Raw genomic sequence first — 14,406 nt, 5'->3', positions numbered from 1 at the left:
TTGAGAATACAAATAAACTAATCAGACAATATATACCGAAAAAGGATTCGTTTGAGCATTATACAGAAAAGAGAATTATGTCGATACAAAAGAAATTGAACGAAAGACCGAGAGAAAAATTAAACTTTTCTACACCAAAACGAGAGTTCTTCAAACATGTTTTATAATTTTGCACTTGCTGGTTGACTCTACAAGGCACTTTCTTTGTGTTACTGGCATATAAATCACCGTTTTTATGTACATTTGTGACAGTTATTGCATTTAACTTGTTCAACAACCTCCATTTTAATTATTCTTCTCATGAAAATATTTGCCGTTGGAATGAATTATAAGGAGCACAATAAAGAGCTCCACGAACCGTTATCTAAAACAACAAACCCTGTCATTTTTATAATGCCAGATTCGGCTTTATCCAAAGATCACAAGCCATTTTTCATTCCAGATGACTTGGGTGTGATAGAATATGAGACAGAAGTTGTGGTAAGAATCTGCCGCTTAGGCAAAACAATTTCATCCCGATTTGCGCATCGTTACTATGATGCGGTGACGGTAGGAATTGACTTTACGGCTCGAGAGTTGCAACAGCAGTTGCGTGCCAAAGGGCTTCCTTGGGAGCTTTGTAAAAGCTTTGATGGTGCCGCAACGATAGGAGATTGGATGGATATTGATAAGTTTCAGGACATTCAGCGGCTTCAGTTTCACTTAGATGTGAATGGAAGTACAGTACAAAAGGGGTTTACGGGTGATATGTTCTATAAAATAGACGAATTGATAGCTTATATCAGTCGTTACTTTACGCTAAAAACTGGTGATTTGCTCTTTACGGGTACGCCTGCGGGAGTTGGACCCGTACATATAGACGACCATCTTGAAGGATATCTCGAGGATTATAAGGTTCTTGATTTCAATTGCAAATAATAGTGGAGTAGTAAAACGTGTTGCGAAGAATTAAATATATCTGCATTGTTTGGATGCTCTTGACAAGTCCATTTTTAATGGCTCAAGCGCATTTTTTTAACTTGACAGCTAACGATGTCAAGATAGATAGTGTCTTACCCTATTTCTCGCATTCGTTTGAGTTGAATGAGTGCTATGCCGATTCTATCTACACGGTCTCCATTCTTTATCCTGAATTTATCGACATGACAACAGCGGATGTGGCACGCTATCAACAGCTTTCAAGCGCACCGCTACCCGCTCTTCCCATTCCTCAGCACAAGATAGCAGTAAACAGAAAGAGAGGTTTGCTGCAGGTTGGCTTCTCTCCTTTGGTTTATCGAAATCATCGCTACCAAATTTTGGTGAGTTTCATGCTGCGCATCGAAGCCAAACCTCTCATGTCTTCGATGAAAAGAGACGCAGCGAAGACCCGAGCAAGCAGCACCAGTCGGTATGCCGACCATTCTGTTTTGGCAACAGGGAAGTGGGCAAAGATACGTGTACCTTCAACAGGTGTGTACCAACTTACGGATGAGTTGATAAGACAAGCAGGCTTTACAGACCTTCAGAAGGTAAAAGTTTATGGCTATGGAGGACGACTTCAGAATGAGCAATTGGTATCTGAGGAGCTCATCGCAACAGACGATTTGAAAGAAGTTCCTACTTGTTGGATTGATGGGCGTAGGCTCTTCTATGCCTATGGCACCGTGTCATGGGAATCAAACACAGCCACTCGACGCACTCGCAATCCTTATTCGGATACTGGCTATTATTTCTTAACCCAGTCAGAAGATGCGCCTGTTGTCCTTGATTCCACCGCTTTTATCCACTCTTTTTATCCCTCGCCCGACTATTATCACACCTTATATGAAGTTGACGGCTATTCGTGGTATCATGGTGGGCGCAATCTGTTTCATCCAAAAGCGATAGATGTAGCGGAAAGTGCTACTTACACCATCCCCTCTTTGGCAGCCAAAGGAAAGGCGAAAATGGCAGTCAACGTGTCGGCTGGCAGTGCTTCGCGAATATCTGTCATGCACAACGGAAAGCAGTTGGGTGAACTCGCCATTGCTCTAAGCAAGTATGACAAAGGTAATGAAGCATCGGGCGTTTATCAGATAGAGCGAACTTCCATGACCGACACCGTGAAACTAACCACTCGGTCGGGTTCTCCTTCACGATTGGATTACATTTCTTTTATATGGCAGGAGCCCCTCCCTGCTCCTCATCTCAAAGGAGTCAACTTCCCCGTACCCGAATTTGTACAAGCAATTACCAATCAAGACTTGCACGCTCACGGCTTTGCAGATATGGTCATCATCATTCCTTCCAGTCAGAAGTTGAAAGCACAGGCAGAGCGTCTCAAGGCTTTTCACGAGAAGCATGACGGTTTGCGTGTACAAATTGTTTCTGCAAACCAGCTGTATAACGAATTTTCGAGTGGCACGCCCGATGCAAATGCCTACCGCAGGTACCTCAAGATGTTGTACGACCGCGCCACAACAGCGGCAGATATGCCTAAGTATCTTCTGCTTTTTGGTGATTGTGTGTGGGACAATCGTATGCTTACTGCACAGTGCCAGTCGTTACATCCAGACGATTATTTACTCTGTTTTGAGAGTGAGAACTCTTTTAACGAGGTCGATTGCTTTGTAGACGATGGTTTCTTTTGCGCTCTTGACGATGGTGAAGGACTGAACAAGGACTTTAGCGACCAACAAGATATTGCCGTGGGGCGTTTCCCCGTAACGACCGAAGCCGATGCTAAAGTCATGGTAGATAAGGTAATCGCCTATGTTACGAATAAAGATGCAGGTGCATGGCAAAACACTTTGGTCTTTATGGGCGATGACGGAGATAACAATTTGCACATGCAAGATATTGACGACACGGCAAACGCTATTTCAAGTCAATATCCGAGTTATCTTGTGAAGAAAATTATGTGGGATGCGTATCAGCGCGAAACCTCATCTTCAGGGAACACTTATCCCGAAGTCTCGAGAATCATAAAACAGCAACAAGCGGCAGGTGCGCTCATCATGGATTACGGTGGACATGGCATGGCGACCCAAATTTCGCACGAAAAAGTGTTAAACTTGCACGACTTTCAAACATTCCAACATCCTCATCTCCCACTTTGGATCACAGCGTCTTGCGACATTATGCCTTTTGATGGTGAAACTCCAACCATTGGTGAAGTGGCTGTTCGGAATCCCCGAGGTGGGGCAATCTCGTTTTTTGGTACCACACGCACGGTGATAGCCCATTACAACGCGCGTATCAACACATCGTTTTTGCGATATGTGTTGAGTAAAGATGCCCATGGCAACCCTGTGACGATAGGAGAAGCGCAGCGCTTGGCGAAGAATGAAATGATTACCGGCAAGAAAGACCTTACGTGCAACAAGTTGCAATATGCACTTTTAGGCGACCCTGCTGTTGCACTTCATCAACCCTCTTACAGCATTGTCGTAGATTCTATCAATGGCAAAGCGTTGTCTTCAACGCCAACTGTGGCATTGCAGGCAGGGAGTACGGTCACGGTGAAAGGACACATCGAGGGCGTATCCGATTTCCAAGGTCTTGTTTTTGCTACCGTTCGTGATAATGAAGAAAAAATCGTGTGCCGTCGCAACGATCAACAAGAAACCAAGAAGGCACTCACCTTTATGGATCGGCCAAGGACCTTGTATAATGGAGCAAATAAGGTGGAGAATGGTAAGTTTAGCTTTGTGTTTGCTGTGCCGAGTGATATCAATTACTCCGAAGGCTCTGGTAAGCTCAATCTTTATGCCATCAGTGACGATCACCAAATGCGAGCAAGCGGTGTGAGCGAAGCCTTTACGTTAGGAGGTGGTGCAGAATTGAAGACAGACTCGCTTGGTCCATCGATTTATTGTTATCTCAACAGTCCCTCCTTTGTCAATGGCGGCAATGTTAATAGTACCCCTTATTTCGTAGCAGAGATTAAAGATGACGATGGAATTAACGTATCGGGAAGCGGTATCGGTCACGATTTGCAGTTAATCATTGATGGAGATATGTCGAATAGCTATAATTTGAACGCTAACTTTACGTACAATTTTGGCAGTTATACGGCTGGCTCAACCTTCTATCAGTTGCCCGAATTAGCACCCGGTCCTCATCAATTACTCTTCCGAGCATGGGATGTGCTTAACAATCCTTCAACGACCAAGCTCTCCTTCAATGTCGTACGAGGCATGGAACCGCAGTTGTTCTCTATCGATTGTACCAACAATCCTGCTCGCGAAGCCACCACCTTTATCCTTGAGCACGATCGTGCAGGGGCAGTGGTTGATGTGGAAATTGAAGTTTTTGACTTGAGTGGCAGACTTTTGTGGCATCATCAAGAAAGCAGTGTGAACACAACCAACACGCAAACCGTCCACTGGAATCTTACGGTTGAGAATGGAAATCGCCTACAAACTGGCGTTTATCTATATCGTGCCCGCATCTCTTCCGAAGGAAGTGCAAAGGTTTCCAAGGCAAAGAAACTCATTGTAATAAGCAATAATTAGCTATTATTTTCGTTAGGAAAATACCAATCGCATAGAATCGCAATAGAATGAATAGATTTTCAAAAATAAGTGTCCTCTTCGTATTTATCTTGTCGGCGCTCTCCTTATCCGCCCAAGACAAACGAAACATGTTTAATCCAGTGAACTACTCGGTGACCTCACAGATGATTGCGCCCGATGCACGTGCGGCAGGTTTAGGTGATGTAGGTGCTGCCACCGACCCCGATGTGGTTTCGCAGTTCTGGAATCCTGCTAAATATCCTTTTACCATTAGTCGTGCAGGAGTAGCATTGAACTACACTCCGTGGCTCAGACAGTTAGTGAATGATATCGATTTGGCTTATTTGGCTGGTTATTATCGCATTGGCGACTACAGTGCAATCTCTGGTTCTTTTCGCTATTTCTCTCTTGGTGAAGTAAACACGTACGTTGGGCAAACCAAAGACGGAGGAATAACAATTAATCCTTATGAGATGTCCGCAGACATTGCGTACTCTTTGATGTTGAGTGAACACTTCTCATTGGGAGCTGCCGTTCGTTGGATTTATTCAGATTTAACGTATGATTTTAAGGAAGAAACCACTCCCGGTTCGGCTTTTGCTGCCGATATTGCTGCCTATTATCAGAACTATATCAACCTCGGAGCACGTGAAAGTCAGTTAGGCATTGGGTTGAATATCTCTAATATCGGAAGTAAAATTACTTTTGGAGGCAGTGACAACAGTGAGTTTATCCCCACCAACCTACGTTTGGGTGCTTCTCTCATGGTGCCAGTTGATGAGTATAACCGTTTTACAATAGCGGCAGATGCGAATAAGCTGTTGGTTCCTACCTATCCTAAACAGGATGAAGGCGAATCCACTGAGGCTTATCAAGAGCGGGTGCAGAAAGACTATTATGATGTTTCGAGCATTGGAGGCATCTTTAAGAGCTTCGGTGACGCACCAAATGGTGCAAAAGAGGAGTTACAGGAAATCCAATGGAGTGTTGGAGCAGAGTATGTTTATCATGACCAGTTCTCTCTTCGAGCAGGTTATCATCACCAATCGGAGAATAAGGGTAACCTAAAATATTTTACGGTGGGAGCAGGTTTCAAGATGAGCGTGTTCTCATTGGATGCAGGTTATGTCATTGCAATGGCAAAGAGTAATCCGTTGGATCAAACCCTTCGCTTCTCTTTAAGTTTCGATATGGACGGTATCAAAGACTTACTGAAGAGGTAAGCGTCACACCCCTTACCCCTCACCAAAAGGGAGGAAGCCTTTGAGTATTAATAGATACGCCCTCTTAACTTGTAAACTTGTCAACTTGTTACCTCGTAAACTTATAAACTCATCAACTCACCAACTTACAAACTCGTCAACTTGTCAACTTGTCAACTCGTAAACTTGTCAACTCGTAAACTTTAACCACATGTCTCATCCTTCATTTCGCATTGGCTTTGGGTATGACGTTCACCAATTGGTAGAAGGTCGCGCCCTTTGGTTGGGTGGCATCAAGATTAGCCACGACAAGGGATTGTTGGGGCACAGCGATGCCGATGTTTTGATTCATGCTATTTGTGATGCACTCTTGGGTGCAGCAAATCTACGTGATATAGGATATCACTTTCCCGACACAGCCCACGAAACCTTAAATATGGATAGCAAAGTAATTTTGAAAAAAACAATGCAGCTACTTGCGTCCAAAGGATATCAATTGGGTAATATAGACGCAACCATATGCGCCGAACAACCTAAGATAAACCCGCACATCCTATCCATGAAAACCTGTTTGGCTCAACTAATGAATACAGATGAAGACAATATCTCTATCAAAGCTACAACCAGTGAACGCATGGGATTTGTTGGGAGGCAAGAAGGAATGGCGGCTTATGCAACCGTACTCATTGTGAAACAGAACTAATGTTTGGTAGTTGAACTTCTCTTTACACCATCCTCCAATTCTCGCTTCTTTGGAATCAACTGCTCGACTTCGTCGCAAATAAGTACAAAATGCAATCGTTTGAGTCACAGCGAGTCTATTTTTCAACACTTGTTCATATAAGCATCAAAAAAGAGATGTACATTCACTCAAGAATTGTACACCCCTCTCCAAATTGTTTGTCAGTATTTCTTATATCACTGAGGTCAGTTCTATAAGTTCGACCTTAAAAATATGTAGCCATGAGGCTACGTTCCAAAGGTCTATCTCCTGCAATCGGCTGTCCAAGTTTCGCCACCTTTCACCATTAAGATGTGAAGCTCGGAAGCAGTAATCTTTATACCTTTTAGACCATCTGAGCCAAGACTAACAAATGTATTGTCATCTTTTTTCTCAAACTTGATGCCTGTCAAATCAGGGATACCATTGTCAAATCTGAACGAATAGGTGTCACCTAACTTGCTAACGATAACCTTACCGTCGTCTGCACTAACTTTCTTACCTGACCCAATATTGAGATAAGTAATCTTACCCTTATAGGAGTCTACAAAAATAGTTTGGTCTGTAGGGTCTGTATCGTCGCTACATGCGACAAACCCTGTGGTTAGAAACAGCGAAAAAAGGAAAAGTGTGAATAGCTTTAATTTCGATTTCATATTAATAATGTTTTTGTTACAATCCGCAAGGTACGAAAAATTTGTTACAATTACAAACACAGAAACAAATTATTGACAAATGGTTGTCATTATTCATCTAAATTAATGTTTTGTAAAAAATATTCACTATAAAAGACTAGGCGAAGAACTTTATCTTATCATCACGGCTCTTTCATTGAAAGGTCATGAAAGAGACATCAGTAATTTGTTATTTGATGCAAAATTAGGACATAGATTTCACTATTACATAAAAGAGAAGTTTCATAAAATTTACTCACAATATACGGCGGTAATTTATAGAATAAGTCCTAAAAAAGAAGCAATATTTGCCAACGATATTTACATGGGATCGACATCGTAATACATTTGTAGGGCTGCATACCGTTTGTCTTGCAAGAGTTGTTGTTGCACACTTCGCAAATATTGCCGTACAGCTTGATAGTCGATACCATTCTCCAACTTGATAACAATTTTGCGGATATACAAGTTTTTAACACGTGCTATCGAAGGTTTGTCTGGTCCTAAAATACGCTCACCCAATCCTTGTCGTAGCCTGCTTCCCAATTCTACTGCCGCGGTTTCTACCACTTGTTCGTAACGATGCCTCAAAAACACATACACCAAGCGATAAAAAGGAGGATAGGAAAACATTCTACGCTCATCTAACAGTGCCTTAAAAAAACCTTCATAATCATTCTCTACCACCTGCTTTATCACGGGCAAGTCTTTATTTTTAGTTTGCAGCAACACCTTGCCACGTGCGCCTTTCCTGCCTGCCCTACCGCTTACCTGCGCCATCATCATGAAGGCATGCTCGTAAGCGCGAAAGTCGGGATAGTTCAGCATGGTATCCGCATTCAGTATTCCTACCACACTAACACGATCGAAATCCAAGCCTTTGCTCACCATTTGCGTACCAATGAGCAAATTTGTGCGCCCACAAGAGAAGTCGTCAATCAATCGTTCGTACGCATTACGTGTGCGAGTGGTGTCTAAGTCCATACGGGCAACACGAGCTTCAGGAAACAGTTGCCTTACATACTCTTCCACCTTTTCGGTTCCATAGCCTCTGCCACGCAAATCGGTTGCGCCACATGCAGGACATACCGTAGGAACCTGATAAGTATAACCGCAGTAATGACAAGTCAATAAGTTCATGCGTTTGTGCATGGTGAGCGATACATCACAATTGGTACACTTAGGAACCCAACCACAAGTGCGGCACTCTATCATGGGTGCAAAGCCACGTCGGTTTTGAAACAATATCACCTGTTGGTTGTTTTGCAAGGCTTCGTTAATGGCAGCAATGAGTGTGGGCGAAAATGGTCCCGTCATCATCTTGCGTCGCTGCAAGTCTTTCGTGTCAATGACTTGTATTTCGGGCAATTCTATTCCTTGATAACGAGTGGTCAAACTCACCAAACCATATTTGCCCTGTGTCGCATTATAATAGCTTTCTGCCGAAGGTGTAGCTGTCCCCAATAAAGTCTTGGCTCCATACATTTGAGCCAACATGATAGCTACCGACCGTGCATGATAGCGTGGCGAAGGGTCTTGTTGCTTGAAAGAGGTTTCGTGTTCTTCATCGATAATCACCAATCCAAGCTGCTGAAAGGGCAAGAATACGGCACTACGTGCACCCAATATTACTTCATAAGGATGAGATGAAAGCTGTTTCTTCCATATTTCAACTCGTTCGGCATCACTATATTTAGAATGATAGATACCCAGTTTGTTGCCAAACACGTGTCTTAGTCTACTGGTAATTTGCACTGTGAGAGCAATCTCTGGTAACAAATACAACACCTGCTTTTTCTCATCGAGTGCCTTTTTAATAAGGTGTATGTAAATCTCTGTTTTACCACTCGAGGTTACTCCATGCAATAAAACTACATTCTTTTTAAGGAACTGAAAAACAATTTGGTTATAAGCATCTTGCTGCGCTTGGCTCAGACGCTTGATATTTTCTACATGTTCTTCGCCCGCATCGCCGATCCGTCCTACCTCTCGCTCGTAAGTGAACAAGATTTTACGCTCTACCAACCGCTTAATCACCGCATACGAACAGCGTGCCACATTCATTAATTCCTCACGAGTAATGTCCACGACAGGCTCGCTCGTTACGGTTCCTTGTAAAGTTTCCCAATGTGAAATACGCAAAAAGTGCGTCAACACCTCTTGTTGGTTCTGTGCTCGCTTCAATAAGTCGAAAGCTACGTTCAACGCTTGCTCCGAACGATAAGGTGGACACAAGTCAATATACGTCTCCATGCGAGGCTTATAGTTCTCTTCTACCTTCAAACCTGCGGGTAATGCTGCATTATAGACATCCCCAAGGGGTGCGATATAGTAAGCAGATAGCCATTTCCACAGTTGGTATTGCTGCGTTAAGAGCATCGGTTGGTCATCAATCACATCAATAATCGTCTTTACCTTAAAGGCAGGCGCATTGTCATGTACGTGAACAACGATAGCCGTATGCACCTTTGAAGTGCCAAACGTTACGGCAACACGTACCCCAAACCGCACCCTATCCCTTAAGTTTTCGGGTACAGCATAAGTAAAAGTGCCTTCTAATGGCAACGGAACGATAACATCTACATATTTCATGAGCCGACCACAAAGTTAAGTGAAAGTAAGGAATACCCCAAAAAACAAACACAGATATTTCTTCCAACGAAATTGTGCCTTACAGATTCGTTTACCAAAGCGAGCCTAAAATATAACTGAAAACAATCTCTTTAGAAATGAGATGCGTATGAGGAGCGGTATTGATAAAAGCGATAACTACCTTAAGAAATTATCATAATAATGCGTTCAAGAATGCAAAAGAACCCTGTATCTTTGCTTTGGTTATCAGTTATTTACAGGATTGGTAATTATTTACAGAGTTGAAACAACACTACTGTTATAGTCTCAGAAAACCACAATTAAAATAAAAAAAATAAAAAGATAATAATGATTTATTGTATTGTAGCCGAGATTATTGTATGTTCCTTATTAGTTGTTGGAATTGTAAAATGGAATGCTCGCCATTAGTAGTCCCTATTGCAACACATCTTTTAAGGTAAAGTTTGTCAAGATGCTGGTAGACTGACACAGCATCTTGATAAATTCTTGTGCAGAATGCTTCATATAAGCATCCTTCAAAAAGTGTATGCACCCTTCCATCTGATTGTCTGGCGTGTCCAAAGGAAGCGCTTTCAAGCCTTCCTCATGTACAACCGTGGACTCTGCTAAGATAGAAATGTAATTGGAACGATGCAACAGTTGGAATATCAAGTCGATGGTATTCACTTCAACCTTAACTTTTAGCTCCAAATCTTGATGACTTATCAGTCGTTCAAAGGCATGCCGAGCCAACAGACCACGTGCAGGCAACACCAGTCCGAAACGTTCCAACTCCTTTAAGTGGATGCGTTGCTGCTTTGCCAAGGGATGGTTTTGGTTGACGATGGCTGCTAGACGGTTAGTAAAGATAGTACGACTATCAATTTCTTTGTCTGACTGAAGCGGTAAAAAGGCTAAAACAAAATCTACCTTCCGGCTCTTTAACATCTCTAAGAGTTCATCCATAGAATGATAAAAGATGTTGAGCTTCACACCGGGATAGGTTTTCATAAAATCTACCATCGTATCCATCATGATGGTACTGAACGAGTAAGTCACACCAATGTTCAACTCGCCCGTTATCATTTGCTTTAAGTCTTCTATGTGAGCGATGCAAGAATCGGTGGCAACAACGGCTTTCATGGCATAAGGCAACAATTCTTTGCCAGGCTCTGTGAGATAAACCTCATGACTATTTCGCTCAAACAGTGGCAAACCAATCTCCTTTTCCAGATGACTGATTTGCTGAGAAAGCGTACTCTGCGTTATAAATAACCGCCGACTTGCTTCAGAAAAATTGAGCGTTTCGGCCACTTTGAGAAAGTATTTCAGCTGTCTAATTTCCATATCATCCTTTTACCGTGAATATAAAGGTATGTCTTGGTTGACAATCCATGCCCACACTCTTAATAAAACTACTGTATCTTGGCATCAATATTCTCAATGTCCATGTGTTTGCGTTGAACTAATAAACGATATAATTTTATTTTTCGCCGACTGTACAGCATACTATGAACAAATATATTGGGAATAGCCACGCCAATGGCAATCACCAAAATAACCAAAGAAGCAAGCATGAAGTTGTGCATGCCTACCGTTACTTCGCCCACAACGCCTTGCATTTCCACAAAAGCAAACAATGCTCTATACATCAACACCCCTGGTACCATTGGTATCACACTGGGTATGGACAAGCATTGATGAGGCGTATGAAACCAGTGCATCGCTACGGTACACACCAGACTGATTAACGTTGACCCTGCCAACGAGCCTACTATAAGCCCTTGATCCAATCCTATATTACCCGTACTGGGACCCAAGTTCACAAAGTTACGACTGCATACAGCAATAATACCCCCTATGGCAATGATTGGTAAAAGTTTTTTTGGAATATTAAATATGGTAGAGAATCCCATCGCCGAGATTGCTGCCGCAATGGCAAACTCTAAGTAAGTATGGTGCGGTGTCATGGATAGGTCGTGCGCAAAGTTATCAATTCCGCACACCTTAATAGCAAAACCGATACCAAAGACCATGGCTACAATCATGAGAAAGACGTTAAGTGCACGGACTAACCCTGTCTGTATGTGTCCACCAAGCATGTCGCTCACGAAATTGATGAGCGGAACACCTGGCACAATGAACAAAGCACACGCCAACAATGGATGCCAAGGAGTGTTGGTAAGCATGAACGATGGTATCAAGGAGGCTATACTTTCATTTAGCGAAAGGAACGAGCTGAGCCATGCCACAATCGTGGAAACGAATGCACCCATGCAAATACAAATGTATGTGTTGGCACCCTTCGCACCCAAAAACATACGCAGCCGGAAACCAAGGATAGCTGCCAACGACGCATAAAAGAAGGCTGGCCAATCACAACCAAACTGTATACAGAAGCCACCACAGGCGAATCCTGCAGCAGTGGCTACCTGCCAAGGCGTGTAATAACGTGGTCTCTTCTTGATTGCATCTATTTTTTCCTGATACTCATCTAAGCTGTAATTATACCGAATCGCATCCCATGTAAGATGACTTACTCGAGTAATCCCTGCCATATCAATGGCATGGCGATCGCATTTGCGAAATCTTGTATAGGAAGTGCTTTCATCACTGTAGTTCACCAAAATGACATTGTAGTTGATATACACGTGAAGAAACTGGCTCTCCAGTCCCAAATATGCCTCTACACGCTTCATATCCCGAACTATCAAGGTGGTGTCAGCAGAACAATCCATCAAGTAGCACCCTACTTGTAACAGTAAATCCAGTTTACGATGCACCAGCTGTGCATCTGTCGTTATTTGTTTATTCTTCGTCATCTATCAAGAAACTTTATCCGAACACAAAAATCATCATCTGTATTGTCAGAATTCTTAAGAACATGGCAAATGGATATACGGTGGAATAACCTACCGACGGAGAATCGCTCTGCGTCATATCATTGACATAAGCCAATGCAGGAGGGTTGGTATGGGCACCCGCCAGCACTCCCACCAGCGTGAAGTAATTAATGTGGAATACATATCTGCCTATGATTCCCCCGAAGAGGATGGGCAACATTGTTATCAACAAACCGTATAAAATCCATTGCATGCCCGACTGCGATACAATGGTTTGGACAAAGTCCTCACCTGTTCCAAGTCCCACACAAGCCAAGAATATACACAATCCGAAGCGACGTAACATGAGGTTGGCACTGATAGTGTTGTAAGTCACCAAATTGTATTTAGGACCAAAATAACCAATCAAAATAGCCACAATGAGAGGGCCACCCGTCAAACCTAAGCGTAGACTTGCCGAAATACCCGGTATAAAGAGAGGTACATTTGCCAAGATACAGCCTAAAACAATACCTAAGAAGATAGGAATTAAGTTAGGACTGTTGAGACGCTTCATAGAGTTGCCCAACACTTGTTCTACATGACTGATGGAAAGTTCATTGCCCACCACCGTCAGCTTATCACCCATCTGCAGTTTCAACTGTCCTGTTGCCACCAAGTCAACACCCGAACGATTAACACGTGTCACGTTCACACCAAAGGTGTTTGGTATTTTCATCTGCTCTAATGTCTTGCCATTGACCGATGACTTGGTGATTAAGATGCGACGAGATACCATTTGTTTCCCAAACTTCTTCCAGTCTATTTCCTCTTTTGCGCCCAACAAAGCACAAATAGGCTCTTCATCTTTCGGTCGACTAACGATGAGTAGGCTATCTCCGAGCTGAATCGTTGTCTGTGCACTGACGATATTTTGATGTATCTGAGTTCCCTCGCGATAAATGCGAGAAACCATAAAATTGCGTTTCAACAGCTCTCTGAGGTGCTTTACCGTCACCCCTTGCATCATCTCGTTGCTCACTTTCACCGCAAAAGTATTAACCGTCACCTCTTCTAAGTGTCCCACACCGACCAAAGCGGCAGCCTCTTCTTTTTTCACATTAATCCGAAGCACCCACTTCAAAATAATGAACGAAATGATAACTCCCAATACACCCATGGGATAGGTCACAGCATAACCGCTGGCAATGGTAGGAGCATCAATGTGACGCAGGTCACTGTAAGCTTGTTGTGCAGTACCCAAGCCAGGCGTATTCGTTACAGCACCCGACAAAATTCCGGCGATAGTGGTAATCGGTGTATCCGATATGTAATAAATGGAAATGGCGATAACCAAGCTCATGGCTATCACTATTGTCACCAACCCAATGAGCGTATTGCTGCCTCGTCTGAAAGAAGAAAAGAAACCGGGTCCTACTTCAAGTCCGATAGAATAGACAAACAATATCAAGCCAAATTCTTTGAGAAAGTGAAGCAAATGTTCGTCCAAATTAAACTGAAAATGCCCGAACAGCAAACCCGCAAACAATATCCAAGCTAAGCCCAGCGACACCCCGCGTACCTTCAGCTTGCCCAATGACAAACCAATCGTGATAACCAACGATAATATCATTACCGAATGGGCAACTCCTCCGCCCCAGAGTTCAGGAAATCCCCTGAAAAGATTCTCTATTACCTCCATTGCATATATTATAGTTTCCGCTTACAAAGGTATCGAAATTAATAAACGCCACCAAATGGCAGCCATAAATTTTAACGATGTTCGTTATCATACTTTTCAATACTAACCTTTCGGCGTAAAGACATCTACTGTTTTTGTCCTATCATTTTACCAAAAAACGACCATCTAAAATCTTCAAAATAGAAAAAATCAATAGGCAAACGACATGCAAAAAT

The 14,406-nt window shown here is 42.8% G+C and carries 9 protein-coding genes and 1 pseudogene; 5 read left to right on the top strand and 5 right to left on the bottom strand.

Annotated features, from left to right (window positions below):
• From HMPREF9304_RS14905 to ispF, 5 genes and pseudogenes are all read left to right on the top strand, one after another.
• Window positions 1–167, top strand: a pseudogene (locus tag HMPREF9304_RS14905) (IS30 family transposase); the annotation flags it as partial.
• 133 nt (window positions 168–300) lie between these two features.
• Entirely contained in the window at window positions 301–918 is a 618-nt protein-coding gene (locus HMPREF9304_RS05735) for a fumarylacetoacetate hydrolase family protein (protein WP_036927307.1), read from the top strand.
• Window positions 919–935: 17 nt separating this feature from the next.
• The gene (gene porU / locus HMPREF9304_RS05730) at window positions 936–4,478 is read left to right on the top strand and encodes a type IX secretion system sortase PorU (protein WP_036927304.1); all 3,543 of its coding nucleotides are present in this window, start codon (window positions 936–938) and stop codon (window positions 4,476–4,478) included.
• Between the two features lie 47 nt (window positions 4,479–4,525).
• Window positions 4,526–5,701, top strand: coding sequence for a type IX secretion system outer membrane channel protein PorV (gene porV / locus HMPREF9304_RS05725; RefSeq protein WP_036927302.1), 1,176 nt, complete (start codon window positions 4,526–4,528; stop codon window positions 5,699–5,701).
• A gap of 190 nt (window positions 5,702–5,891) precedes the next feature.
• Window positions 5,892–6,383 (top strand): 2-C-methyl-D-erythritol 2,4-cyclodiphosphate synthase, encoded by a 492-nt coding sequence (ispF, locus tag HMPREF9304_RS05720; protein ID WP_036927301.1) that lies wholly within the window; start codon window positions 5,892–5,894, stop codon window positions 6,381–6,383.
• Between the two features lie 281 nt (window positions 6,384–6,664).
• Here the strand turns inward: ispF and HMPREF9304_RS05715 are convergent, their stop codons facing one another.
• From HMPREF9304_RS05715 to HMPREF9304_RS05695, 5 genes are all read right to left on the bottom strand, one after another.
• Window positions 6,665–7,057 (bottom strand): hypothetical protein, encoded by a 393-nt coding sequence (locus HMPREF9304_RS05715; protein WP_036927298.1) that lies wholly within the window; start codon window positions 7,055–7,057, stop codon window positions 6,665–6,667.
• Window positions 7,058–7,396: 339 nt separating this feature from the next.
• The gene (priA, locus tag HMPREF9304_RS05710; protein ID WP_036927296.1) at window positions 7,397–9,667 is read right to left on the bottom strand and encodes a replication restart helicase PriA; all 2,271 of its coding nucleotides are present in this window, start codon (window positions 9,665–9,667) and stop codon (window positions 7,397–7,399) included.
• A 435-nt stretch (window positions 9,668–10,102) separates the two neighbouring features.
• Complete coding sequence (locus tag HMPREF9304_RS05705) at window positions 10,103–11,014, bottom strand: LysR family transcriptional regulator (protein WP_036927294.1); 912 nt, start codon at window positions 11,012–11,014, stop codon at window positions 10,103–10,105.
• Between the two features lie 68 nt (window positions 11,015–11,082).
• Complete coding sequence (locus HMPREF9304_RS05700) at window positions 11,083–12,489, bottom strand: threonine/serine exporter family protein (protein WP_036927292.1); 1,407 nt, start codon at window positions 12,487–12,489, stop codon at window positions 11,083–11,085.
• Window positions 12,490–12,502: 13 nt separating this feature from the next.
• Entirely contained in the window at window positions 12,503–14,191 is a 1,689-nt protein-coding gene (locus tag HMPREF9304_RS05695) for a putative transporter (RefSeq protein WP_036927290.1), read from the bottom strand.
• Window positions 14,192–14,406: the final 215 nt, after the last annotated feature.

Origin of the sequence: Hoylesella timonensis S9-PR14, assembly GCF_000762405.1 — a bacterium.
In the GTDB taxonomy this organism is placed as follows: domain Bacteria; phylum Bacteroidota; class Bacteroidia; order Bacteroidales; family Bacteroidaceae; genus Prevotella; species Prevotella timonensis_A.
This window is presented reverse-complemented; position numbering and strand designations above follow the sequence as displayed.

Bases quoted from the DNA above. Each gene is read 5' to 3' on its own strand.
- HMPREF9304_RS05735 (WP_036927307.1), top strand. From the start codon at position 301: ATGAAAATATTTGCCGTTGGAATGAATTATAAGGAGCACAATAAAGAG.
- porV (WP_036927302.1), top strand. From the start codon at position 4,526: ATGAATAGATTTTCAAAAATAAGTGTCCTCTTCGTATTTATCTTGTCG.
- ispF (WP_036927301.1), top strand. From the start codon at position 5,892: ATGTCTCATCCTTCATTTCGCATTGGCTTTGGGTATGACGTTCACCAA.
- HMPREF9304_RS05715 (WP_036927298.1), bottom strand. From the start codon at position 7,057: ATGAAATCGAAATTAAAGCTATTCACACTTTTCCTTTTTTCGCTGTTT.
- priA (WP_036927296.1), bottom strand. From the start codon at position 9,667: ATGAAATATGTAGATGTTATCGTTCCGTTGCCATTAGAAGGCACTTTT.
- HMPREF9304_RS05705 (WP_036927294.1), bottom strand. From the start codon at position 11,014: ATGGAAATTAGACAGCTGAAATACTTTCTCAAAGTGGCCGAAACGCTC.
- HMPREF9304_RS05700 (WP_036927292.1), bottom strand. From the start codon at position 12,489: ATGACGAAGAATAAACAAATAACGACAGATGCACAGCTGGTGCATCGT.
- HMPREF9304_RS05695 (WP_036927290.1), bottom strand. From the start codon at position 14,191: ATGGAGGTAATAGAGAATCTTTTCAGGGGATTTCCTGAACTCTGGGGC.